Annotated in this window: 17 protein-coding genes; 11 read left to right on the top strand and 6 right to left on the bottom strand. The window is 67.8% G+C overall.

Going from position 1 to position 24,393, the window contains the following annotated elements; genetic code table 11:
- From FHX47_RS07030 to hemL, 5 genes are all read left to right on the top strand, one after another.
- Positions 1-1,236: a ferrochelatase gene (locus tag FHX47_RS07030; RefSeq protein WP_183358212.1), complete on the top strand. Its 1,236-nt coding sequence runs from the start codon at positions 1-3 to the stop codon at positions 1,234-1,236.
- Between the two features lie 59 nt (positions 1,237-1,295).
- Positions 1,296-2,315 (top strand): hydroxymethylbilane synthase, encoded by a 1,020-nt coding sequence (gene hemC, locus FHX47_RS07025; protein ID WP_183358211.1) that lies wholly within the window; start codon positions 1,296-1,298, stop codon positions 2,313-2,315.
- 24 nt (positions 2,316-2,339) lie between these two features.
- Positions 2,340-3,176: a uroporphyrinogen-III synthase gene (locus tag FHX47_RS07020; RefSeq protein ID WP_183358210.1), complete on the top strand. Its 837-nt coding sequence runs from the start codon at positions 2,340-2,342 to the stop codon at positions 3,174-3,176.
- Positions 3,177-3,253: 77 nt separating this feature from the next.
- Entirely contained in the window at positions 3,254-4,348 is a 1,095-nt protein-coding gene (hemB, locus tag FHX47_RS07015; RefSeq protein ID WP_183358209.1) for a porphobilinogen synthase, read from the top strand.
- 10 nt (positions 4,349-4,358) lie between these two features.
- The gene (hemL, locus tag FHX47_RS07010) at positions 4,359-5,663 is read left to right on the top strand and encodes a glutamate-1-semialdehyde 2,1-aminomutase (protein WP_183358239.1); all 1,305 of its coding nucleotides are present in this window, start codon (positions 4,359-4,361) and stop codon (positions 5,661-5,663) included.
- 22 nt (positions 5,664-5,685) lie between these two features.
- Here the strand turns inward: hemL and FHX47_RS07005 are convergent, their stop codons facing one another.
- Genes FHX47_RS07005 through FHX47_RS06995 form a run of 3 tightly spaced genes read right to left on the bottom strand, consistent with a single transcriptional unit; the run spans position 5,686 to position 7,235 of the window.
- Complete coding sequence (locus FHX47_RS07005) at positions 5,686-6,024, bottom strand: hypothetical protein (RefSeq protein WP_183358208.1); 339 nt, start codon at positions 6,022-6,024, stop codon at positions 5,686-5,688.
- A gap of 14 nt (positions 6,025-6,038) precedes the next feature.
- Positions 6,039-6,767 (bottom strand): 3'-5' exonuclease, encoded by a 729-nt coding sequence (locus FHX47_RS07000; RefSeq protein WP_183358207.1) that lies wholly within the window; start codon positions 6,765-6,767, stop codon positions 6,039-6,041.
- 51 nt (positions 6,768-6,818) lie between these two features.
- On the bottom strand, positions 6,819-7,235 hold the full coding sequence (locus tag FHX47_RS06995; RefSeq protein ID WP_183358206.1) for an SseB family protein: 417 nt from the start codon (positions 7,233-7,235) through the stop codon (positions 6,819-6,821).
- 149 nt (positions 7,236-7,384) lie between these two features.
- Here FHX47_RS06995 and FHX47_RS06990 point away from each other — a divergent pair, with 149 nt between their 5' ends.
- Both FHX47_RS06990 and FHX47_RS06985 read left to right on the top strand, forming a co-directional pair.
- Positions 7,385-11,035 (top strand): PD-(D/E)XK nuclease family protein, encoded by a 3,651-nt coding sequence (locus FHX47_RS06990; RefSeq protein ID WP_183358205.1) that lies wholly within the window; start codon positions 7,385-7,387, stop codon positions 11,033-11,035.
- Positions 11,032-14,832 carry an ATP-dependent helicase gene (locus FHX47_RS06985; RefSeq protein WP_183358204.1) on the top strand — a complete coding sequence of 1,267 codons (3,801 nt, stop codon included), beginning with the start codon at positions 11,032-11,034 and terminating at the stop codon, positions 14,830-14,832. The genes FHX47_RS06990 and FHX47_RS06985 overlap by 4 nt, the downstream gene beginning before the upstream one ends.
- A gap of 33 nt (positions 14,833-14,865) precedes the next feature.
- Here the strand turns inward: FHX47_RS06985 and FHX47_RS06980 are convergent, their stop codons facing one another.
- Positions 14,866-16,038, bottom strand: a complete 1,173-nt coding sequence (locus tag FHX47_RS06980; protein WP_183358203.1) for an MFS transporter — start codon at positions 16,036-16,038, stop codon at positions 14,866-14,868.
- 234 nt (positions 16,039-16,272) lie between these two features.
- Entirely contained in the window at positions 16,273-17,919 is a 1,647-nt protein-coding gene (locus tag FHX47_RS06975; RefSeq protein ID WP_183358202.1) for a phosphotransferase, read from the bottom strand.
- A 102-nt stretch (positions 17,920-18,021) separates the two neighbouring features.
- Here FHX47_RS06975 and FHX47_RS06970 point away from each other — a divergent pair, with 102 nt between their 5' ends.
- The gene (locus FHX47_RS06970; RefSeq protein WP_183358201.1) at positions 18,022-20,136 is read left to right on the top strand and encodes an ATP-dependent DNA helicase UvrD2; all 2,115 of its coding nucleotides are present in this window, start codon (positions 18,022-18,024) and stop codon (positions 20,134-20,136) included.
- A gap of 3 nt (positions 20,137-20,139) precedes the next feature.
- Here FHX47_RS06970 and FHX47_RS06965 read toward each other — a convergent pair whose 3' ends face one another.
- Positions 20,140-20,685: a SprT-like domain-containing protein gene (locus FHX47_RS06965; protein WP_183358200.1), complete on the bottom strand. Its 546-nt coding sequence runs from the start codon at positions 20,683-20,685 to the stop codon at positions 20,140-20,142.
- A 118-nt stretch (positions 20,686-20,803) separates the two neighbouring features.
- Between FHX47_RS06965 and FHX47_RS06960 the strand changes: the two genes are divergently transcribed.
- The 3 genes from FHX47_RS06960 to FHX47_RS06950 all read left to right on the top strand — a co-directional run bounded on the left by FHX47_RS06960 (position 20,804) and on the right by FHX47_RS06950 (position 24,366).
- On the top strand, positions 20,804-21,598 hold the full coding sequence (locus FHX47_RS06960; RefSeq protein ID WP_183358199.1) for a hypothetical protein: 795 nt from the start codon (positions 20,804-20,806) through the stop codon (positions 21,596-21,598).
- Between the two features lie 132 nt (positions 21,599-21,730).
- A complete protein-coding gene (locus FHX47_RS06955) occupies positions 21,731-23,302 on the top strand; it encodes a zinc-dependent metalloprotease (RefSeq protein WP_183358198.1) in 1,572 nt (523 codons plus the stop codon).
- Positions 23,299-24,366 carry a YlbL family protein gene (locus tag FHX47_RS06950; protein ID WP_183358197.1) on the top strand — a complete coding sequence of 356 codons (1,068 nt, stop codon included), beginning with the start codon at positions 23,299-23,301 and terminating at the stop codon, positions 24,364-24,366. The genes FHX47_RS06955 and FHX47_RS06950 overlap by 4 nt, the downstream gene beginning before the upstream one ends.
- Positions 24,367-24,393 lie beyond the last annotated feature (27 nt).

Here is a 24,393-nt window from a genome sequence, read left to right as displayed (position 1 = left end):
ATGACGGAGAACCCCGCTGCACCCAGTTTCGACCCGCGTGCCGGCTACGACGAGAACGGCGTCATGGAGCCCAAGGCCTATGACGCACTGCTGCTGGCCAGCTTCGGCGGCCCCGAAGGCCAGGACGACGTCATCCCGTTCCTGCGCAACGTCACCCGCGGCCGAGGCATCCCCGATGAGCGGCTGGAAGAGGTCGCCGCCCACTACCGCGCCCATGGAGGCGTCAGCCCCATCAACGACCAGAACCGTGCGCTGAAGGCGGCCCTGGAGGAGGAGCTGAGCCGCCGAAACATCGACCTGCCCGTCTACTGGGGCAACCGCAACTGGGATCCCTATGTCCCAGAGACGCTGCAGCAGATCTACGACGACGGCCACCGCCGTGCCCTGACGGTGACCACCTCGGCCTATTCCGGCTACTCCTCCTGCCGCCAGTACCGGGAGGACCTCGGCGTCGCACTGCGTGAGACCCGCCTGGAGGGGAAGCTGGAGGTCGACAAGGTCCGGCAGTACTTCGACCACCCCGGATTTGTACAGTCCTTCGCTGAGGGGATGCGAGACGGTCTGCGCACCATGCTGGAGCGGGTGGATGACACCTCGAAGATCCACGTCTTCTTCGCCACCCACTCCATCCCCGACTCCGACGCCGCCGCGGCCGGGCCGCGACCGCTGGCCGAGGAGCTGACGCGCCGAACCGGGGCCGAGCCCGGCGAGACCAACGGCGCCGACGCCTACTCGGCCCAGCACCTGGCCGTGGCCGAGATCCTCATGGAGGTGGTCGATGAGGCCGCGGGCATCGATTGGTCGCTGGTCTACCAGTCCCGCTCCGGCCCGCCCTCGGTGCCCTGGCTGGAGCCCGACATCAACGACGCCATGGAAGAGCTGGCCCAGCAGCAGGACATCGCCGGAGTCGTAGTGGTGCCGCTGGGGTTCGTCTCAGACCATATGGAGGTCGTATGGGATCTGGACACTGAGGCGAAGGAGACCGCCGAGGAGCTGAACCTGGAGTTCGTGCGCACCCCCACCCCCGGCACGCACCAGAGGTTCGTGGCCGGACTGGTGGACATGGTCGCCGAACGCCTCGCCCAGCTAGATGAGCGACCGCAGCGTGCGGGCATGAGCGAGTTCGGCCCCTGGTACGACGTCTGCCGCCCCGACTGCTGCGTGAAAACCATGCGCGATGGGACCCAGAAGCCGACGGTGGCCGCAGTGGACTCCGAGGTGGGAGTCCACGCATGAGCGTATGGGGCACCGCCTGCGACCGAGCCGAAGTTGGGGCTGGCCGGTAGCCTGGAGCCATGGACACATTTCGGGTAGGAACGCGCGGCAGTCGCTTGGCACGCACCCAGAGCACAGCCACAGCCGAGGCCCTGGCGGAGCTGACCAGCCTGGAGTATGAGCTGGTCACCGTCAAATCCGAAGGCGATGTGCTCACCGGTCCGCTGAGCCAGATGGGCGGCACCGGAGTCTTCGCCGCCGCGTTGCGCCAGGCGCTGCTGGATGATGAGTGCGACGTCGCGGTGCATTCGCTGAAGGACCTGCCGGCCAAGGACGTCGAGGACCTGAAGATTGCCGCCGTCCCGCAGCGCGCCGAGGAGCGCGACGCGCTCTGCGCAGCTGATGACCTGAGACTGGATCAGCTGCCCGAGGGCGCACAGGTCGGCACCGGCTCCCCGCGGCGGGCCGCCCAGCTGCTCGCCGCCCGCCCCGACTTGCAGATCGTCGACATCCGCGGCAACGTCGGCACCCGACTCGCCCGGGTCCGCGGACGCGAAGACGCCGCCGAAACCTCCAGCCAGGCCCCCGACGCCGCCCGCGGTGACCTCGACGCCGTGGTGCTGGCAGGAGCTGGGCTGGCCCGCCTCGAGCTGCACGAGCACATCAGCGAGCTGCTCAGCCCCGAGGTCATGCTTCCCGCCCCCGGCCAGGGAGCGTTGGCAGTGGAAGTCCGCCACGACGAGGCCGCACCGACCCAGCCGCTGGGCGTGGGACTCGCCCAGCTGGACCACATGGAGTCCCGGCTGGAGACCACCGCCGAACGCGCCCTGCTGGCCCGGCTGAATGCTGGGTGCTCCGCGCCCATCGGCGCTCTGGCACGCTGCGAGAGCGAGGCCGACGGCGGACTGCGGCTGCGAATGGACACCGTGGTCTGCGCGCCGGATGGCACAGAGGTCCAGCAGGCCGGCTCCGAAGTCCACCTGGAAATGGGCGCTGACCGTGATGTCGGCCTGGAGCGCGCCGAGCACCTGGGCCGTCAGGTCGCCCAGACCCTGCTGGATGAGGACTTTGGGCTGCTCAAGCACGTCGTAGACAGCTGAGCCCACCATGAGGCAGAAGCCCCCGTGCGCCTAGTGCTGACCCGGCACCCCGGCCAGGCCGGCGACATGGAAGCCGCCGCCCGCCGGGCCGGATACGACGTCCGCTTCATGCCGCTGACTCAGCAGCAGCTGCCCGAGGATCTCGGCGACCTCACCCGCGCGCTCGACGACCTGCAGCGCGGCGCGTTCGACTGGCTGCTGCTCACCAGCCCCAACACGGTGCGGGCACTGCGAGCCTGCGGCTGGGACGGGCTGCTGCCGGCTGAGACATCGGTGGCGGTGGTGGGCCCCGGCACCGCCCGTGTGCTGCACGAGCACACCGGGCTCCGACCGCACTGGATGCCCTACGATCACTCCGCCGCCGGGATCGTTGCTGAACTGACCCTCCCGGCTGACCAGACCCGCCCCGCTGAGGGCGCGCAGATGCTGCTGCCCCAGTCGGCTCACGCCCGCCCTGATCTGGCCGAGGGTCTGCGAGTACGCGGCTGGCAGCTGAGGCACGTGGTGGCCTACCGCAGCGTGGCACGAGATGACCCAGCACGCGATGGGAGCGCACCGGAATCCCCGCGCCTCGCACTGCTGCAGGACACCGATAATCAGCACACCGATGACGCTGACCTGCTGGAACCCACCGAGCTGGGCCACGACGACGTCGTCCTGGTGACCAGCTCCACGGCAGCCGAAGCCTACGCCCGACGTCAGGCTCCGGACAGACAAGTCCCCGCACCGCAGCCGGTGCTGCTGGCGATCGGCGGCCCCACCGCCGAGACCCTGACACGGGTGGAGCTGCCCGTGGCCGCAGTGCTGCCCGAACCCACCGCAGCAGGTCTCCTCAGTGTCATGAACACGACAGTGCTGTGAATGAACAGGGCCCCGGTCGCTGGCCCGAATCACTAGACTGAAGCTGACTGCCCGCAGCCCACGTGGAGGAAACTACTATGGCCACCTTTCCCGCACAGCGACCCCGGCGGCTGCGCCGCACCCCGGCCGTGCGCCGCTTGGTGGCTGAGATCAGGCTGCACCCGGCGGATCTGATTCTGCCGGTGTTCGTCCGGGAGGGCCTCACGCAGCCCGAGCCCATCAGTTCGATGCCCGGAGTGTTTCAGCACACCGAGAAGAGCCTGCTGCAGGCCGCAGACGACGCCGCACTGCTGGGCCTGGGCGGCATCATGCTCTTCGGCATTCCCTCCGTCCGCGACGCCCACGGCTCGGCCGGACTGGACCCGGAGGGCATCCTCAACCGCAGCATCGCCGCGGTGAAGGAACGGGTCGGCGATGCGCTGCCGGTGATGAGCGACCTCTGCCTGGACGAGTTCACCGACCACGGACACTGCGGGGTGCTCGATGATCAGGGTGCGGTGGACAATGACCGCACCCTCGGGCTCTACGCCCGCATGGCAGCGGTGCAGGCCGCGGCGGGAGCCGACGTCGTCGCCCCCTCCGGCATGATGGACGGCCAGGTCGAGGTCATCCGTGCCGCCCTCGACGACGCCGGGCACCAGAACGTGGCCATCCTGGCCTACTCGGCGAAGTATGCCTCCGCCTACTACGGTCCCTTCCGCGAAGCGGTGGACTCCCAGCTCACCGGCGACCGCCGCCAGTACCAGATGGACGCGGCCAATCGCACGGAGGCGATCAAGGAGACTGAGCTGGACCTGGCTGAGGGCGCCGATATGGTCATGGTCAAGCCGGCCGGCTCCTATTTGGACATCCTCTCCGACGTCGCCGAGGTCGCCGACGTGCCGGTGTCGGCCTACCAGGTCTCCGGAGAGTACGCGATGATCGAGGCGGCCGCGGCCAACGGCTGGATCGACCGCAGAGCCGTGGTGCTGGAGTCCCTGACCGCCATCCGACGTGCCGGGGCCACCAGCGTGCTCACCTACTATGCCGCCGAGGCGGCCCGCTGGATCCGCGAGGACCAGAGCCCGCTGCGGCGCAGCACCACTGCCGAGCCCCACCTCTCCACCGAACAGCCCGACCACCCCCGCACACCCCAGCCCGACGACGACGCCGGCTTCCCGCCGGTCTCCTGAAAGGACACCATTGACCAACAACCAACAACTCTTCGACTCTGCCCGCCGGCTGATGCCCGGGGGAGTGAACTCGCCGGTGCGCGCCTTCGGCTCAGTCGGGGGTACGCCCGTCTCCATGGTCTCCGGGGAGGGCCCCTATCTTACCGACGCTGAGGGCAAGCAGTACGTGGATCTGGTGGGCTCCTGGGGCCCGGCCCTGCTGGGACACAGCCACCCGACGGTGATCGAGGCGGTCCACCGCGCCGTCGACGCCGGCCTGGGCTTCGGCACCTCCCACCCCTCGGAGACTCAGCTGGCTGAGCTGGTGCGCGAACGCGTGCCCGGCGCTCAGATGATCCGCATGGTCTCCACCGGCACGGAGGCGACGATGACCGCTGTGCGCCTGGCACGCGGTGCCACGGGGAAGAACATCGTGGTCAAGTTCGCCGGCTGCTACCACGGCCACTCCGACGGGCTGCTGGCCGCGGCCGGCTCCGGAGTCGCCACCCTCGGGCTTCCCGGTTCGGCTGGTGTCACCGACGCCCAGGCCAGCGAGACCGTGGTCATCGAGTACAACGACCGTGCCGCACTGGAGGCAGTCTTCGCCGAGCACGGGGCCAGCATCGCCGCCGTCATCACCGAAGCCACCCCGGCGAACATGGGAGTGGTCCCGCCCGATCCCGGGTTCAACGCCTTCATTCGTGAGCTGACCCAGCGTCATGGGGCGCTGATGATCTTCGATGAGGTGATGACCGGCTTCCGCATCACCGAGGCCGGCTATTGGGGGGCCTCCGGACGCGAGGAGGGCTGGACCCCGGACCTGTTCACCTTCGGCAAGGTCATCGGCGGAGGCCTGCCCACCGCCGCTGTGGCCGGCCGCGAAGAGGTCATGGCGCACCTGTCGCCGACCGGCCCGGTATACCACGCCGGGACCCTGTCGGGGAACCCGGTGGCGATGGCCGCCGGGGTGGCCACGCTGCAGAACGCCTCCGCGGACGTCTACGCACACATCGATAAGACCGCTCAGGTGGTGGCCAACGCGCTCACCGCGGCGCTGACCGACGCCGGTGTGGACCACTCCATCCAGAAGGTCGGTTCGCTGTTCTCGGTGGCCTTCGGCACCTCAGCCGAGGGGGTGGCCAACTATTCGCAGGCCCAAGCCCAGCAGTCCTTCCGCTACGGGCCCTTCTTCCACGCCATGCTGGAGGCCGGTGTGTACCTGCCGCCCAGCGTGTTTGAGGCCTGGTTCCTCTCCGCAGCCCACGACGACGCCGCCGTGGAACAGATCATCGCCGCCCTGCCGGCCGCAGCGAAGGCAGCCGCCGAGGCCGAATAGTCCGACTCAGCGGCGGTTTGAATCAGCTGAGCCCGAAGGCGGCCAGCACCGCCGAGACCTCGCCGGAGGAGTCGACTCCGTAAGTCACATACTGCTGGCGCCAGCGGCGGAACAGGTAGAAACCGGCGGCGAAGATCAGAATGACGATGATGATGATGCGCAGCGGCAGCGCACCACCGGCCGTGCGCGGAACATCTGCGCCGTAGTCCCGGCTCCACCGCTGGTCGGGGCTCCCGCGCTGGTGCGGATCAGACCCAGGACGGTCGAGTGCGTCGTCGCTGCTCTCGTCACTGCCCTCGCCGTTGCCGCTGTGTCCGCTGTCGCCGCTGCGGGCGTCGTCGTCGGGCGGTCTCTCAGTCATGGGATCACTGTCCTTCACATCGGCCAGGATCCGTCGATCACCGCATCGGGTTTGGTGCGGCGCAGAAAGGCCTGGAAGTCGGCAGCCTGCTCGGCCTTCCACCCCACCTGCAGGGTGTGGAGCTGGTCGGCGGGCATCTGCAGCTGCGGGTACTTCTCGGCCAGACAGTCGGCAACCTCCACAGCGGCCAGCGCATCCGGTGCCGCAGAGTGGGCGTCGCTGAGCACCACCCCGTAGGTCTGGCAGAGGTCAGCGAGCCGGCGTTTGCCGCGCCGGTACTTATCCACCAGCTTGTCCAGCACCAGCGGGTCAATAATGGGCTGCGGATCAGGGAACCCATAGCCGTAGCGCTGCGCCTCATGCTGCAGAACGGCCAGATCGTAGGGGGCATTCATCACCACCACAGCTGCCCCGGAGTCCAACTCCTTAGTCAGTTGCACCACAATCTGCCCGATCGCTTCGTTCGCCGGCTGCCCCTGGGCCCGCGCATACTCAGTGGAGATCCCATGGATCTCGGTGGTCTCCTCCGGGATCTCCACCCCAGGGTCCACCAACCACTCACGCACCCGGGGTGCGGAGCCGTTGGGGCCTGGGGCGTCGTCGGGGTCGAAGGTAACCAGAGCCGCAGAGACGATCCGCGCCTCCTGCGGATACCGGGAGGTGGTCTCCAGATCAAAGCCGACCCGGCGCCGGGTGTGCCACGACTGACCCGAGGGGTCAAAATCAAACAGCGGTTCGCTCATAGGTAAGAACTTACCCTGCCGCTGCGACACAGTCCCGGGCCGAGGGGCGTCTCAGCCCTCTTCGGGCATCTGGGCGGCGATCTGCTCGCGGATCAGCTTCATCTGTTCCATGGAGATCGGGAACTGGTGCTCAGCGCCGGGATCGATGACCAGGCCGGCGTTGGTCACCGACTGCAGCACGGCTACTCCGGAGACGACGGCCACATGAGGGGCGTTCTCGGTGTACTCATCCGGCACTCCGTCGGGCGAGGTGAACACCGGCATCACCGCGTTCTCCTCGGTGTCCTGCAGCATCAGCGGGCTGATCGAGCCGTCTTCGCCCGGCTTCTCCACCGATGGCAGGTAGACCTCGGAGTTCAGGAAGGCGTTGACCACCTCGACCAGCTCCTCAGTAGTGGTTTCGCCATCGGCAGCAGTGACCAACTTCTCTTTCAGGTCCGGCTGTGCGGCGGATGCTTCCTGGGACATGGGGTACCTCTTCGTTTCGTATGGGAGCCGACAGTCTGCCGACGGTGTATGGTCCACGCTACGCAACCGGCCGCCACTGTGTGAAGGAACGCGATGCCTCCACGGTAGTGACACTGCAGTTGTCGCAGCCGCCCCTTAGTGTAGGGACCATGACCGATTGGGACACATCTCAGCAGGCCGTGTTCGACATCGTCGAACAGCGCAGGCCGGACCCGCTGCTGGTCTACGGCGCCCCGGGCACCGGAAAGTCCGCGCTCGCGGTCGAACTTGGGCTGCGCAACCTTCAGGACGGCTACGACTCCGCCCGCCTGCTGCTGCTCTCACCCAGCCGACTGTCAGCGGCGCGGCTGCGCGACGCCCTGGAGCACCAGATCGCAGCCGCCGGCGCTGAGGGCCACACGCTCTCGGTCACCGAACAGCCCTCGAAGTCTTTCGCCTCCTACGCCTTCTGGCTCCTCGGCGAGGCCCGCAGGCTGCGGATCCCGGGAGCCGATGAGGCGCCCAGGCTGCTCTCCGGCGCGGAGCAGGACCGCATCATCGGTGAGATCGTCAAGCGTCGCCAGGCCCACGCAGAGGATCCGGCCTCGCCGTGGCATGAGCTGCAGGCCGCCTTCGAGGCCGAGACCGGGCTGCGCCGTCAGCTGCGCGACTTCCTGGACCGGTGCCGCGAGTACAGCATCGGTCCGGATCAGCTGCGGCAGTACGCGGCAGCCGACGTCGGACGCCCCGTGTGGGCGGCGCTGGCTGATGTGGCCGAGGACTATGACCATGCCCTGGAGCACGACTATCCCGGCGCCTACGACGCCGCCACGCTGATGACACGCGCCTGCCGGCTGCTGGAGCAGCCGATACCCGCCGCCAGAGAAGGCGTGGAGCCGCTGTACTTCTGGGAGCACGAACGTCAGCGGCTCAACCGGATCATCGTCGATGACATCCAGGACGCCGGCCCCAGCGTCTACCGGCTGCTGCGCCTGATCGGCGTGGACCACCACCTCATCGCCTTCGCCAGTCCCGACACCGCCGTCCAGGGGTTCCGCGGGGCGCGTCCGGACAAGCTGGCCAAATGGGCAGCGCGCATCAGATCTGCCGAAAGCTCCGAGGCGGTGGGGAGCATGGCGTCTGCCGACAGCCGTTCGCAGTCTGCTCCCACCGTTGTGCACCTGAGCACCAGCCACCGGATCAGCGGCGAGGTCGCCGGCCTCTACCGAAGCGTCAGTGAGCGCATCGGGGTGGTCTCCTCAGTGCTGCGCAGGGTCAGTCTGCTCTTTGCGCAGCACCACGACGACGCCGCCCAGCAGGTCGGCTTCGAGCCGGGTCCGCAGGGGGCGGCAGTGAGCACCTACGCCGTCGCGCTGCCGCACCTGAGTGAGCAGCTGGTTCTGCAGCAGGTGCTGGAGGCTCACCACAAAAACGGTGTGCCGTGGAACCGGATCGCAGTGCTGGTGCGCAGCGGAGCCGAGATGAAGAGCCTGGCCCGGGTGCTGGACGCCCACGGGGTCGCCGTCGCACGTTCGATCAGCGACACCGTCCTGCACGATGAGCCGGCGATCAAACCTCTGCTGCGACTGCTGGAGGCCGCCAGCCTGCCCCAGGACCCCAGCCTGCCCCACGACACTATGGGGCTGAACTACCAGGACGTCCTCGCCCTGCTGAGCAGCGCCTATGGGGGAGTCGACGCCGTCCAGCTGCGCCGACTGCACCAGGAGCTGCTGACCCTGGACTGCGGTCTCGCAGACCAGGCTCCGGAACTGGCGCAGCCCGACGATTTCGCCGAGCTCAGCCGGGCCGAGCTGCTGCTGCTTCACGCCATCACCACGGAGGGCCTGGCTGAGCAGCTGCAGGCGGTCGAATCCGCGCAGGATGAGAAGTTCGGATGGGTGTTCAGACCCTTGGACCGCATTCGCCAGATGGCCCAGGCAGCACGCACCGCGATCCGTCGCGAGAGCCTCGCCGCCGAACCGGAGCAGGCACTCTGGCGGGTGTGGGCGGCTGCCGGTGTGGCAGAGCGCTGGCAGCACCAGGCCGGAGGAAAGGATCTCGCTGCCCGCCAAGCAAACCGCAACTTGGACGCCGTGATCACCCTGTTCCAGACAGCAGAACGCTTCGTCGGGCAGCACAGTGGTGCCACCGTGGCGGACTTCATCGACTACATCGGCAGCCTGGATCTGCCCATGGACTCCATCGCGGAGACCGGGCAGCAGTACGAGTCGGTCGAAGTCCTCACACCATCCACCGCCGCCGGCAGAGAGTTCGACACGGTGATCATCAGCGGGCTGCAGGAGGGGGCATGGCCCAATCTGCAGCCCCGCGGCGAACTGTTGGGCTCCTCCGACCTGGTCGCGCTGCATGAAGTCGGCCCAGAGGCCGTCACCACGGATCTGCGCGGCAAACGCGCCCAGACGCTTCAGGACGAGTACCGGCTCTTTGCCGCCGCCGTCTCCCGGGCCCGCCGGCAGGTGACCCTCATCGCCGTCGACGCCGACGAGTCGGCACCAAGCTCACTGTTCGAGGTGGCCAGTCCTGCCGAAACCACCGACGGGCACGGGGTGAAGCACCCCCGGCCAGTGCTGACCCGAGTGCCCCGACCCATCGAAGGCCGGGCGCTGGCGGCGGAGCTGCGCGGGGTACTGGAAGGCGGGGTACTGGAACGCGGGTCCGCTGAAGCCAACCGTGCTCAGCCCAGCCGTCTCGCAGCGGGCGACCACAGGGTCGCCGCGTCCCTGCTGGCGCGTCTTCATCAGGCCGGGGTTCACGGAGCCCACCCCGACTCCTGGTGGGGGTATCGCCCCATGACCGCTGCGGAGGAACCCATCATCGATGCGGAGCAGACTCTGAGACTCTCACCGTCGAAAGTCGATGCCGCTGTCAGCAACCCATTGGGCTGGTTCACCGATGCCGCCGGCGGCACAGCACCATCCTCGCCGCAGCAGTCACTGGGCACCTTCATTCACGACATCGCGGAACGCCATCCCGACGCTGACCTCGACACCCTCAACGCGGTGCTCGATCAGGAGTGGGACGCCTTCCGCACCGGGGCCTCATGGGCCAACGCCCGGGACAAGGCCCGCGCGCAGAAGATCATTCGCTTCTTAGGCCTCTACTACGCCGAAGCCAAGGGCACAGGCCGGGTGCTGATCGGAACCGAGCTGTTCCTGCACCACCGCCTCGAGGTCCCCGGACCCGAGGGGTCCACACGCACCATTGAGATCTCCGGAAAAGCTGATCGTGTGGAATGGGCGCCGCCCGACCCTGAGACTGACACGGACGGTGGGTTCTACGTCGTCGACTTCAAGACCGGAAAGGGCGTCCCCAAAGACGACGAAGTCACTCAGTGGTACCCACAGATAGACATCTACCAGTGGGCCGCCGTCCAAGGTGCCGTCACCTCCCTGATGCGGCTGCTGCTGACCAGCGATGAAGCGGATCTGCAGCCCCGGGAGCTGGAGACCAAACAGAACCTGCTCACCGTCTTCGCCATCTCCGGGATCGACGTCGACCCTGAGGCGGAGTCCCTGACCATCCCCGTCGGCGACCACCGGGTCCGCGTCGGACTCGACCCCGACCTTCAGCAGCCGGTGGCCGGTGCCGCCCTGGTCCAACTGGGCACCACGAACCAGAAGCTGAAAATACAGGAAGCCGGAGCCGAGGCCGCTCAGCGGGCCCCCGAACAGATCACCCAAGCCGCCCGAGTGATGTCCGGCTCTGAATTCTGGGCACACCACGAACCGACGAGCACCAGCTGCTATGCCGGACTGCTGTGCCCGCTGTGCAGCACAGGAAAGCAGGTCAGCGAACCATGAGCAGCGAAACTGCGACACCGGCGGCGGGCGATGTGATCGCCGTCTGCCCCAACGGCGAACAGCCAGGCTGCCTCTGCGCCGTCTGCCTGGCCACAGCACTGGGCGGTGACGTCCCCACCAAAGAACAGGCACAGGTGATCGAAGCAGACCCGCATGCGCCACTGCTGGTGGTCGCCGGGGCGGGGTCCGGCAAGACCACCACGATGGCCGACCGGGTGGTGTGGCTCTGCGCCAATCTGCACGTCAGACCGGATCAGATCCTCGGAGTGACCTTCACCAATAAGGCGGCCTCCGGGCTGAAGCGAAAAGTCTCCGAACAGCTGGGCAAGCTCGCCGCCTCCGGGCTGGTTCCTGCCCAGCAGCTGATCACCGGCGAACAGGGGGCCGGCTCCCACCAGCGCGACGACGTCGCGCTGCGCGACCTGCTGGCACCGGCAGTCTCCACCTACAACTCATATGCCAACAGCCTGCTGAAGCAGTACGGAACCCTGGTCGGGGTCGAGCCCCACGCCGACCTCGGCGGCGAGGCCCGCCTCTGGCAGCTGGCCCGAAGCATCGTGGACCGGCTCGGTGGGCCCGGCTACGACTCATCAGAGGGTCCCGCCGTGGACATCAACGTGCTGCTGGAGGCCGACCGTGCACCCAGCACGGTGACCGCTGACCTGATGAAGATGTCGGATCAGTGCGCCGAGCACGGCCAAGACCCCTACGCCGTCGCCCAATGGCTGGACCACCTGCTGACCACGCGCATCCATACACACGGCGAGCCGCCCGCCAGCCCCGCCGCGCTGAAGACCCTGGTGCAGAACTTCCGGTACCGCCAGCAGATCGGCATACTGGCTGCCCACTTCGATGAGCGACGGCGGCAGGAGGGTCTGCTGTCCTACGCCGATCAGCTCACCGGGGCAGTCACCGTTGCCGAACAGTTGGAGCGGGCACGCCTGGAGCAGCGTTCGCAGTACCGGGTCGTGCTGCTGGACGAATTCCAGGACACCTCCTTTGTGCAGTCCAAACTGTTCTACTGCCTGTTCGGCGATGGACACTCGGTCACCGCCGTGGGAGACCCGAACCAGTCGATCTACGGGTTCCGCGGGGCCTCCGCCGGCCAGCTCTTCGCCTTCCGAGACCGGTTCCCCACCGCCGCCGGGGTCAAACCTGAGGTGAAGTACCTGACCACCGCGTGGCGCAACGGCCCAGAGATCCTCACGGTGGCAAATACCCTGCTGAGCTACTTCGGGCAGAGCGAAACCCTGCAGAAGCCGTGGCACACCGCCACCGCCGATGAGGTCTCCAAGCTCTCCGGGCCCCAGGCGCAGAAACGTCTGACGCCGAACCCGCACCGGGATGCCGACGACCCGGGGCGGGTCAGTGTGGGCTGGTTCGAAACCAGCGCTGAGGAGGCTGATGCCGTCGTGGCGAACCTTAAGGATGCCTATGCCCGGGTATGGCAGCGCAGACAGCGCACGGCTGAGGCTTCAGGCAAGCCTCCCAAGCGACCCACAGTTGCGGTGCTGGCACGCACACACCGGCAGCTCGACGTCGTCGCCGAAGCCTTCGACCGACAGTCAGTCCCAGGGGAGGACGCCCTCCACTACGAACGCACCGGGCTCTCCGGACTGCTGAGCACCCCCGAAGTCCGTGAGGTGCTCTGCTATCTCACAGTCCTGGCAGATCCCACCCGCTCCGAGGTGCTGATCCGAATTCTGGCCGGAGACAAATACCGCATCGGCCCGCGGGACCTCTACGCGCTGGGTCAGCACGCCGCACGGCTGAGCCGCCGCTTCAGCACCGGCGACGAAACCGAGGAGCAGCGGACCCTGTTGGATGCTCTGGCCGACCTGATCCGCGGCCGCCGCGCTGCGGGCTGGCCCAGCCAAGCTGGCCCGGCTGAGCAGGGCCCGACTGAGCAGGGCCCGACTGAGCAGGGCATCTCAGAGGAGGCGCTGCAGCGCATGAGTGAGCTGTGGGAGAACTTCTCCACGCTGCGGCAGTGGAGCACACAGGGCATCACCGCCCTGGTGGAGCGCGTCATTGACCAGATCGGGCTCACCGCCGAGGTCCAGGCCAAGCACGGCGGACAATCAACGGGCTCCCACCAGCTCAGTGCGTTCATCGAAGAGTCGGAGACCTTCGAGCTCACCAGCCCGCAGGGTTCGCTGCAGGACTTCCTGGACTGGGTGGAGACCGCCGAGGACCAGGAGAAGGGTTTGGAGCCCGCTGAGGTGGAAAGCAACCCCGAAGCCGTCCAACTGATGACCATGCACGCCGCCAAAGGCCTGGAATGGGACATTGTGGCCACTATCGGGTGGCGGGCCCCAGACTTCCCCGATGAGACGGCCAAAGACCCCTGGACCTCAGGCGGCGGCTGGCTTCCCTGGCCGCTGCGCGCCGATGCTGAGAATCTGCCCCGCTGGGGCGACTTCGCCTCCGGAGACGAATGGCTCCAGGACAACCTCACCCACAGCTGGCAGGTGTGGAGCTGGCTGCTCAACGGCAAACCGGCCAAAGCCCAGGACGATTGGATGCCCGACCCGTACCTGACCCAGCTGCCTGAATTCCGGGCCGAGGAGGACCGGCGCCTGGCCTATGTGGCCGCGACCCGGGCCGCCGACGAGCTGATCGTCTCCGGGAGCCTGTTCTCCGGGGCGGGCAAAGGCACTGACCACAGCGGCAAGCGGCGCAACCAGAAGATGCGGCCCTCCCAGTTCCTCACCGAGGTCGCTGCCGCGATTGGAGAGTCCGAGGCCATCGACGCCGCCGAAGAAGGATTCACCCGGACCCAGAATCCTGCGTCGCTCTATGCCACGGAGGCAGCGTGGCCCTACGACCCGCTGCAGGGCCGCACCGCCACGCGGGTGTTCGACGGCGAGGGCACCGCCGCCGACTACGAGGTCCCGGAGCGGCAGACGCTGCGGCTGAGCGGAGCCAGCCGACGGGAAGCGGTCGATGCCGCAGCCGCGTGGGTCATCGAAGCACTTGAGTCAGAGCCCCCGGCGGCAGAACCGGTGCTCGAAGAGGCTGCACAGTGGACAGAAGAGGCGGAGCTGATTCTCGCCCAACTGGCCGAGGGCCGCGAGGATGACATCATCCCGTTCCCCGAGCACCTCAGCGCCTCCAACTTGGTGGCCCTGGAGGAGGATCGCAGCGCCGCGCTGGCCAGACTGCGCCGTCCGATTCCGCAGGAGCCGCGTGCCGCATTCCGCCGGGGAACCCAGACGCACTCGTGGATCGAAGAGCGCCTGGGAAACATACAGCAGCCGGCGTTCGAATCTGAGGATCCGGGCGAGGACAGTACGGGCACTGTCTTCGCCGAGGCCTCCACGCGGGCGAAATTCCTGCGCAGCCCATGGGCCCACCGCAGCGCCTTCGCCCTGGAGATGAACTTTGCCACACCGGTGGGCGGAACCGTGATCCGCGGACAGATTGATGCGATCTACGGCTACGACCCCACCCAGCAGCGGTACCTGACCCTGGACGATAAGGACAGATACGATCGTCAGCCCATCGCCGAGCGCAATCAGCGCATGCTGCAGGCAGACTGGCACCTGGTGGACTGGAAGACCGGATCCCCACCCCGCGAGCAGAAGGTGTGGGAGGCCCGCAAGATCCAATTGGCCGTCTACCGGCTCGCGTTCCACCGCATGTACGGCATCCCGCTGGAGAAGATCACCGCATCATTCCACTACGTTGACCAGGGGGAGTCCGGTGAGACCAAGACCATCCCACACCAGGAGCTGCCCACGGCACAGCGTCTGGAACAGCTCCTTGATCAGGCCCAGCAACAGTTCAGCCGGTGATCGCCCGGCTGCACCGCAGCCCGTGCATCGGTGTCAGACCTTCTGCCCGGCCCGCTTGGTCAAGACGATCGCGTAGAGGGCGATCAGCACCCCCAGCCCCGCTGCCACAGCACCGGAGTAGGCCGGGGCGCGCAGCCCCAGCCCGGCGTCGATCACGATCCCGCCCATCAGCGCGCCCATGGCGTTGGCAGCGTTGAACGCCGAATGGTGAAAGCTTGCCGCCAGCTGTGGTGCGTTCGGTGCGGTGTCGATCAGATGTGTCTGCATCGACGGGCTCAGCGCGCTGGCGGAGGTGCCGATGAGGAACAGCAGCAGCACCATCAGCCACGGAATGTGGGCCAACAGCCCAAAGAGCGCCATGAATACCGCCACCAGGGTCATCGCGGTCAGCACGGTGCCCAGGACCGACTTATCCGACCCCCAGCCGCCGACGAAATTGCCGACCACCATCCCGGAGCCGAAGACGAACACCACCCACGGCAGTGCAGAGTCTGAGAGGCCAGCCACCTCCACCGAGATGTGGGACAGGTAGGTGTAGATCGCGAACATCCCGGAGAACCCGACCACGGCCAGGCCGATCCCCACCCAGAGCCGCTGATTCGCCAGCCCTTTCAGCTCTCTGCGGATCGAAGCGCCCTCCGGCGGCTTCTGGTGGGGAGCATAGACGGTGATGGCAGCGATGGTGATCAGCGCCAGGAGGGTGACCACGGCGAACATCCACCGCCAGCCGAACTGCTGGCCCACCCAGGTCACTGCCGGGACGCCGCTCACGTTGGCGATCGCCAACCCGCCCAGCACCACCGCGATGGCGCGGGCACGCTTGGCCAGCCCCACCATCTGCGCGGCCATCAGTGCGGCGGTGGCGAAGAACGCCCCGTGCGGCAGGCCGGAGAGGAACCGGGCGGCCAGGATCGTCTCGAAGTTGGGGGCCAGAAGACTCAGCACGTGGGCGCCGGCGAACAGCGCAAGCAGGAACAGCGCATACCGTTTGCGCTCTCGTTTGGCGCCCAGCAGCGCCAGCACCGGGGCGCCGATCACCACGCCCAGCGCGTAGAAGGTCACCAATAGCCCGCCCTCGGCGTAGGAGACGCCCAGGTCCAAGACGATCTCCCGCTGCAGACCCATCACGGCGAACTCCGTGACCCCGACCGCGAAGCCGCCGATCGACAGGGCCAGAATCGCCAGAGCGATCTGAGTGCGGCTCATCGGCGGTTGCTCTGGTCGCACGAGCGGTGCGGCGGCACCTGAGGCCGCTGGGGCCGAGGCCTGCTGAGGATCAGCATCCTCGGGCCGCTGAGATGAGCTCTGATCAGTCACCTAGCATCCAACCCTTTCTGAACACGTGCCATTCCCGGCGCTCCTGAGGGGGTGGGACTTCAGTGGAGCACACCACGGCACGCGGTGAGGCTGCCCACCGAGCGGATCGTCAAAGATCGCCGATCAGCTCGGTGGGCGCAGCCCCGGGTGCCGAGAGTAGACGGTGTCACGAGTCACCGAGCCGGCCCCGTCCGTGGCGGCGTCCGAGTCACCCTGAGTGCTCTCACCCGGGGAGCTCTCTGCCGGAGAACTGGGGGAGGCGGAATTGGGGGAGGGGGCGGAGGGTTCGGCCTCGGCTGCTGAGTCAGCAGAGGCCGCTGATGAGCCCGAGGCAGACTGGGCTGACTGGGCCGATCGGCCCGAGGCGGCCGAGGCCGCGGAAGCGGGGAAGAAGTTCCTCTGCTTCGCGCGGTTCTCCGACGTGGAATCCGGCTGAATCGGCAGCGACCCCGAGGTGGGGTGCGGCTCGGACACCGGGGCGAAAGAGTCGGTGGGGGAGTCTTCGCTGAAGTGGTCCTCCACATAGGCGGGGATCTCTTCTGTGGCAGGATCATTCTGATCTGCCGCAGCTCCCTGATCCGGTGCAGGACCGTGATCCGGCGCGGGTCGCGGGTGCAGTGCTGTGACCTTGCCGGTGGGGCCCTCGTGGGTGTCGGCGTCTGTGATGACTGCCGGTTCGTCGTCGGGATCCTCCGCCGGTTCGGAATCGGCCACTGTGGGCCGGGTGCCCTCCACCTCACCGGTGTCGGCGATCGTCGCCGCAGCGCCTGGGCGCATCACCGGCTTGGAATCCTGCACCTCGGCAGGAGCTTGAGGTGCCTCGGACTCGGGTGGGGTCAGCGCGATCGGCCGTCCGCCGTAGGTGTCAATGTCGGAGGCCAGCTGCTTCAGCAGCCCGAGGGCCTCATCGGTCATCTGCTGGTTCTCCCCGGCCCGGCCGCGCACCAGCCACTGCGCCAGCGCGAACTCGGCAGCCAGTGCGGCACGGCGCAGAATATGCTCATCGGGCTCACTGCTGCGCTGAGCCCGGTAGGCGGCGACGACGGCGTCAGAGAATTGCCGCTCCGGTGAGGCGATCAGCCAGGCCAGGTCATCGGCAGGATCGCCGATGTGCAGATCGGTCCACCCGGTGACCGCCACCACGCGCTCACCCTCGACGAGCAGATTGTCCTCGTGCAGGTCGCCGTGCACCACAGCAGGCGTGAAGTTCCAGAGGTCCTTGTCCTCCATGGCGTGTTCCCAGCGCCGCAGCAGCGCGGGCGGCACCTGACCCGTGGCGGCGGCGGAGTCCAGTTCGTTCAGCCGCCGCTGCCGCAGCCGTTCGGCGGTGTGCCGCGGCAGATCGGCATGGTCGACCACCGTTTCGGAGAGGTCATGGATCGCGGCCATGGTCCGGCCCAGGTCCTCAGTCAGCTCAGCCCCGGAGGCCGTGAGCTGCTCCAGATCTCTGGTGGCACCGGGCAGGTGGTTGTAGACGAAGACCCGCATATCGTCCACCCGGGTGGCCCCGGCCACCGAGGGCACCCGGAACGGGAGCTCCGCGCGGATCGCGGTAGAGAATCCGCGCAGCACCTGGACCTCAGTCTCCAGGCGCATCGCGGCCTGAGCGTGCTGGGGGCCACGGACCCGCCATCGATTCCCGGAGGTGTCGACGACGACGGCGGCCATAAAGTCGCGCGCATCATCGGGGGCATCTGCCACCCCGGTCGGGGAGAGCCCTGGAACGGCACGCGTGGCCAGGGCGGCCAGTTCCATCGAAGTCCATCGCACGCAGGTCAGCCTAGCCACCCGTGGGCCGAGTTCACGGGTGCAACGCGGGAACCTGTGGAAACTCGGCGCGGAGAGTCCGCCTGCGGGGATACCGTAGATGCCATGACCGACGCTGAGGGGGTCCTGGCCGGACTCGATGAAGAACAGCGCGTGGCCGCCGCCACGCTGACCGGGCCGCTGTGCATCCTGGCAGGTGCCGGAACCGGAAAGACGCGCGCGATCACCCACCGCATCGCCTACGGTGTGCGCACCGGAACCTATGATCCCCATCGGGTGCTGGCGGTGACGTTCACCGCCCGGGCGGCGGCCGAGATGCGCTCGCGGCTGACTGGTTTGGGAGCCCCGGGCGTACAGGCGCGCACCTTCCACGCGGCCGCGCTGCGCCAGCTGCAGTACTTCTGGCCGGTGGCTGTAGGAGGGCCGCTGCCGCAGATCCTCGACTACAAGGTGCGTCTGCTGGCCGAGGCGGCCAAACGGCTGCGCATCACCACCGACCGGGCCAGCCTGCGTGACTTCGCCTCCGAGATCGAGTGGTCCAAGGTCTCCACGCTGACCCCCGAGGGGTACCTTGCCCAGGCCGCTGACCGTCCGGAGCCCGGCGGGGCCGACCACCAGAGCTTCGCGAAGCTGTACCAGGCGTACGAGGACATCAAAGCCGACCGGCAGCTGATGGACTTCGAAGACGTGCTGCTGTTCACCGCCGGGATGCTGGAGAACGAGGAGCGCGTCGCAGCCCAGGTCCGCCGGCAGTACCGGCACTTCGTGGTGGATGAGTATCAGGACGTCTCACCGCTGCAGCAGCGGCTGCTGGACCTCTGGCTGGGCGGCCGCGACGATCTCTGCGTCGTCGGCGACGCCGCTCAGACCATCTACTCGTTCACCGGCGCCACCCCCGATTATCTGCTGAAGTTCCGGCGCCGCTATCCCAACGCCGAGATGGTCAAGCTGGTCCGCGACTACCGGTCCACACCCCAGGTGGTCTCCTTGGCCAATCAGCTGCTCGCGGACCGGCGCAGCAGCTCAGCGGCTCCGTGGCCTGAGCCGCTGCAGCTGATCTCCCAGCGGGAGGCCGGGCCCACGCCGACGCTCACCGAGCACGCCGACGACGACGCCGAAGCATCCTGGGTCGCCGAGCAGATCGTGCAGCTGCGTGATGCAGGGACACCGCTGAGCGAGATCGCTGTGCTCTACCGCACCAACGGCCAGTCCCAGACCTTCGAACAGGCCCTGGCCTCCGCCGGAGTCTCCTACCAGCTTCGCGGGTCCGAACGCTTCTTCTCCCGCCCCGAGGTGAGGGAGGCGCTGGCCGCGCTGCGGACCTCCTCTGTGACGGCCGATGACGGCTCCGAGGAGCTGGGCCACCAGGTGCGTGCCGTGCTCTCCTCCCACGGGTGGAAGGCCCAGGCACCCACCAGTGCCGGAGCGGTGCGGGAACGCTGGGAGTCCCTGGCCGCACTGGTGGCCCTGGCCGACCAGCTCGCCTCCGAGCGCCACGGCATGACGCTGCGTGACTTCATCGCAGAACTGGATGAGCGCTCGGCGTCCCAGCACGCACCCACGGTCGAAGGCGTCACGCTGGCCTCCCTGCACTCCGCCAAGGGGCTGGAGTGGGACGCGGTCTTCCTGGCCGGACTCAACGAAGGGCTGATGCCGATCTCCTTCGCCGACTCCCAGCTGAAGATCGACGAGGAGCGCCGGCTGCTCTACGTGGGCATCACCAGGGCACGCACCCACCTGTCGCTGAGCTCCGCCTCCGCCCGCCACGCCGGGGGCAGGGGACGACGCCGACCCTCCCGGTTCCTCATCCCGCTGCGCAGAACGCTCGGACTCGAACCGCAGGCGCGCCGCATCGCCCCCGGCGGCGGCACGCTCAGTCCCAACGCCGCGGCTCGTCGACGCCGGCCGATCACCTGCGCCGGATGCGGAGACGTCCTCACCGTCGGAACCCAGATCAAGCGCCGCCGCTGCCAGGACTGCCCCGTCCGTTACGACGAGCAGCTCTTCGAGCAGCTGCGCTCCTGGAGGCTCTCCTACGCCAAGGAGCTGCAGATGAAGGCCTTCATGATTCTCGGCGATGCCACCCTGGAGCTGCTGGCCGAGCACAAACCCACCACCGATGAGGAGCTGCTGAAGATTCCAGGCATCGGTGAGCGCAAGCTGCAGCAGCACGGGGAACGGCTCAAAGCCGCCATCTTCAGCTATGTCGAGGCCGGGTGAGGCTTAGTCGCCGGCGACCAGATGCTGTTCGGCCCAGCTGACCCCGGCGAGGAACGCGTCGGCCTCGGCAGTGCGCCGATACCGTGCCACCAGCTGTTGGAAACGCTCACCGTGGTCTGGTTCGATCAGGTGTGCCAGTTCGTGGACCAGCACCGAGTCCACCACCCAACCCGGCATATTCTGCAGCCGGGCGGAGAGCCTGATGCTGCCGGTGGTCGAGGTGGTGGAACCCCAACGCTTCAGCTGCCGCGAGGACCAGCTGACCGAACGGGGCTGCACCGAGCCCTCGAAGTACTGCACAGCCAGCTCCTGGGCCCGCGTCAGCAGCTGCTCGTCGCTTGCTGCCGAGTGCCCCGAGCGACCCACCAGTCGTTTCCGGAAGGCGCGGGCATGAGCCTCCACGTCGGCGCGGCCCAAACGCATCGGCACGCGCAGGCGCAGTTGGCCCGCCACCAGATCCCCGGTGACCGTGCGTCTGCGTTTGGCCGAACGGATGACGATCACGGCCTCATCGTCGACCACCACTGAATCTTCAATCTGCCCACTCACAACTCCACTCTAATCGGCGGCACGGACGCCGCGGCTGTGCATAACCGCAGCAGCGCCGCCGATTTTCAGGAAGAATGATCAGCACTTAATACGTTCAAACCACATCAAAAGGTGTCCAATGACTTGCCGCGCTGACCATCCTGCCGCTGACCATCCTGACGCTGTCCGAACCGCCCGCCGCCGGCTCGCCACGGTGCTGGTCGAAGGCCTGGGGACCACTGGTATCCGCATCGCTGAGCAGCTCATCGAATTGGGCATCGGAACAGTGCTGCTGCGTGATGAGCGCCCCATCACCGCCTCCGACCCTGCCTACCGACGTGCAGACCGCGGCCGGCCGCGCGCCGACGTCGCCTGCCGGATGCTTCAGCGCCCGGACTCGCGCAGCGCAGTCCTGGAAGCTCCCGAAGACTCAGCGCTCATCGGCCTGGACCTGCGCCTGGTGGTCGCTGACGGCGAGCCGGCCTGGGCCAGGCTGCGGGCTGCAGATCAGGGCGAGACTGCCGTGCTGCCGGTGGAGCTGTCCGCATCCGGATTCTGCATCGGGCCGATGCTCGCCGCCGGCAGCGGACTCTGCCCCCAGTGCTTAGTGCTGCACGGGCTCGCCGAGGATCCCGAGGCTGGCGATGAGCGCGGCAGCAGGGCAATCGCGCCGGCGACGACCAGCACCATCGCAGCAGGGATCGCCGCCCACCAGGTGCAGGTGCTGATCGACGGCGACAGCGCCGCAGCAGTCCAATCCGGGGCACTGATCGGCCGCACCGCCACCGGACGCATCGACCACCGCAGTGTGAGCCCGCACCCGGAATGCCGGTGCCTGACCTATCTGCGTGCAGACCGCAGCCGGGCCGGGGTGCGGCGTCGTCGTCAGCGTCCTCACATCACCAGCGGCGAGGCGCTGGTCACCGGCAGCTGATCAAAATCGTGTCATCCCGCGGCGAACGCGTGCGCTGACAGGCGGACAATCCCAGGCCGCAGCGTTACCCTTGCAGTCCTACCGACTTCAACCACCACCGGCAGGCAGACCTGAGGCAGGGAGCGTAAGGCCATGAGCAACAGCGAAGACCGCGACCAGGGTTCCGGCGGCCAAGGTTCCGGAGACCAGGGCCCCGACGAGGAGTTCCTGCGCAAGCTCTTCGGCGAGGCCTTCGGCCAGAAGGACCAGAACGACGACGAGAAGTCCGGAGACGCTGACAAATCCGGAAAATCTGACCAGTCCGGGCCGTCGATGGGCTTCACCGGCAACCCGGGGTCCTCCGGCTCCGGAGGCGGCGAGCAGAGCGGCTTCCCCGGTTTCCCGCCCGGATTCGACCCCTCGCAGCTGCCCGGTGGCCTCGGCGCTGACCCGCAGATGATGCAGCAGATCATGGGGCAGGTCCAGGCGATGTTCTCCGCGATGCAGAATCAGGACTCCGACGAGGTGGTCAACTGGGACATCACCAAGAAGGCCGCGCTGAGCTCCATCGACAACGACGACGCAGCCGTGACCCCCGCAGAGTCCAAAACCATCGACGACGCCCTGCGCCTGGCCCAGATGTGGCTCAACGAGGCGACCACGTTCGAATCGCTGGGTCAGATCGGCCAGGGGTTCAGCCGCAAACAGTGGGTGGAGCGCACATTCGAATCGTGGAAGCGGCTGACCGAACCGGTCGCCGAGTCAGTCGGCCGGGCCATGGGCCAGGTCGTGCGCCAACAGCTGGAGGACGGCGAAGGCGCAGGCATCCCCGAGGAACTCAAGGGCATGTTGCCCGCCGGCGCCGGCGACCAGGTGGCGTCGATGATGGAGCGCATGGGCGGAATCTCTTTCGGCGCCCAGATCGGCCAGGCCGTCGGCGAACTCGCCGCAGAGGTGCACTCCGGCTCAGACATCGGGCTTCCCATGGCCGGGCAGACCATGGCCCTGGTGCCGCAGAACATCACTGAGTTCGGCAAGGGCCTGCAGGTCGAGGACGAGGAGGTCATGCTCTACCTCGGGCTGCGTGAGGCGGCCCGGATGCGGCTCTTCGTCCGGGCGCCCTGGCTGGAGGATGACCTGTTCAACGCCGTCTCCCAGTACGCCGCTGGCATCCACATCAACATGGAGCGCATCGAGGAGGCCGCCAGCCAGATCGACCCCAGCAACCCGCAGGAGATCGAGGACCTCTTCGGCGACGGGCTCTTCCAGGCTGACCGGACCCCCATGCAGGAGGCCGCGCTGCGCCGGATCGAGACCACCCTGGCGCTGGTGGAAGGATGGGTCGACGACGTCGTCGCCCAGGCCGGTGCCCACCTGCCCTCGTTGGAGAAGCTGCGCGAGACGATGAACCGTCGTCGTGCCACCGGCGGCCCCGCTGAGGACGCCTTCGCCGCGCTGGTGGGACTGGAGCTGCGCCCGCGTCGGCTGCGCGATGCGGCCGCGCTGTGGGCCCACCTGCGCGAAACCTCCGGAATCGAGGGCCGCGATGAGGTGTGGAGCCACCCCGACGTCCAGCCCGACGAACAGGATCTGGATGACCCGGAGGGCTTCTTCACCCGCCGTGCCGAGCGCGAAGAAGAGTCAGCCAAGATCGATGACGAGCTGAAGAAGCTCCTCGACGGCGGCTACGGCAGCACTGAGGACCCCCGGGGAGAGGACTCTTGACCCTGCCGCTGCGGCGCACGGTCCAACTCGCCTCGGGCACCGGTGCCCTGCTGTTGGCTGCGGCCTCCCTGGCGATGCCCAGCCCCTACATGCTGGAGTCGCCCGGCCCGACCTTCAACACCACTGGAGAGATTGAGGATCAGCCGGTCACCAGTGTCACCGGTGCTGAGACCTTCGACGCCGAAGGCACCCTGGCGCTGACCACGATCTACGTCACCGGTGCGCCCACCCAAACAGTTCGGGTGCCGCAGGCGGTGCGCGGATGGGCTTCGGGGGACACCGATATGACCCCGGATGAGCTGGTATACCCCAGCGGCACCACAGCGGAGGAGGTCCGGCAGCGCAACACCGAGGCGATGGCCTCCTCCCAGCAGCTCTCCCTGGCGGCAGCGCTTGACCACCTTGAGATCGACTTTGAGGTGGAGCTGTTCGTCGCCGACTTCACCCCCGATGCGGTCGAGGCCGGCACTGATGAGCTGCTGACTGCCGGCGACCGCATCCTGCGGGCCGCCGGAGAGTCGGTCACCGGACTGGAAGGGCTGCGGTCCGCAGTCAACGAAGCCTCCGGAGAACCGATAGAATTGACCGTGGCCCGTGACGGGGGCCAGGTCAACGTCGAGGTTCCGACTTATCAGGAGGCCGACGGTGAGTACTATGTCGGCATTCTGTTGGGCAATGAGTTCGAGTTCCCGGTCGAGGCCGAGATTCAGCTGGAGGACGTCGGGGGGCCCTCGGCCGGACTGATGTTCTCCCTCGGGCTCATCGACACCATGACGCAGGAGTCGATGACCGGGGGCCAGGACTGGGCCGGCACCGGAACAGTGGACCCGGACGGCACCGTCGGACCCATCGGCGGGGCGCCGCTGAAGCTGGTCGGTGCTCAGGAGCAGGGCGCTGAGCATTTCTTGGCGCCGCGGGACAACTGTGATGAGCTGGAGGGTAGGCTTCCGCAGGGACTCGATGTCTACGGCGTCGAAGATGTTGACGAAGCCGTCGCAGTTGTCGAAGCCGTCAGAGACGGCGATGAGGACTTTCTCGCAGGGGTAGAGCCCTGCGGACGCTGATTACGGTCAGCAGAATCGCACGCACAC

This window comes from Garicola koreensis, from assembly GCF_014195445.1.
Classification (GTDB): domain Bacteria; phylum Actinomycetota; class Actinomycetes; order Actinomycetales; family Micrococcaceae; genus Nesterenkonia; species Nesterenkonia koreensis.
The sequence above is the reverse complement of the archived record's forward strand: the minus strand, read 5'-3'. Positions and strand labels throughout refer to the sequence as shown.

Coding starts and splice junctions, on each gene's coding strand:
- FHX47_RS07030 (WP_183358212.1), top strand. CDS start 1: ATGACGGAGAACCCCGCTGCACCCAGTTTCGACCCGCGTGCCGGCTAC.
- hemC (WP_183358211.1), top strand. CDS start 1,296: ATGGACACATTTCGGGTAGGAACGCGCGGCAGTCGCTTGGCACGCACC.
- hemB (WP_183358209.1), top strand. CDS start 3,254: ATGGCCACCTTTCCCGCACAGCGACCCCGGCGGCTGCGCCGCACCCCG.
- FHX47_RS07005 (WP_183358208.1), bottom strand. CDS start 6,024: ATGACTGAGAGACCGCCCGACGACGACGCCCGCAGCGGCGACAGCGGA.
- FHX47_RS07000 (WP_183358207.1), bottom strand. CDS start 6,767: ATGAGCGAACCGCTGTTTGATTTTGACCCCTCGGGTCAGTCGTGGCAC.
- FHX47_RS06995 (WP_183358206.1), bottom strand. CDS start 7,235: ATGTCCCAGGAAGCATCCGCCGCACAGCCGGACCTGAAAGAGAAGTTG.
- FHX47_RS06990 (WP_183358205.1), top strand. CDS start 7,385: ATGACCGATTGGGACACATCTCAGCAGGCCGTGTTCGACATCGTCGAA.
- FHX47_RS06985 (WP_183358204.1), top strand. CDS start 11,032: ATGAGCAGCGAAACTGCGACACCGGCGGCGGGCGATGTGATCGCCGTC.
- FHX47_RS06980 (WP_183358203.1), bottom strand. CDS start 16,038: ATGAGCCGCACTCAGATCGCTCTGGCGATTCTGGCCCTGTCGATCGGC.
- FHX47_RS06970 (WP_183358201.1), top strand. CDS start 18,022: ATGACCGACGCTGAGGGGGTCCTGGCCGGACTCGATGAAGAACAGCGC.
- FHX47_RS06960 (WP_183358199.1), top strand. CDS start 20,804: ATGACTTGCCGCGCTGACCATCCTGCCGCTGACCATCCTGACGCTGTC.
- FHX47_RS06955 (WP_183358198.1), top strand. CDS start 21,731: ATGAGCAACAGCGAAGACCGCGACCAGGGTTCCGGCGGCCAAGGTTCC.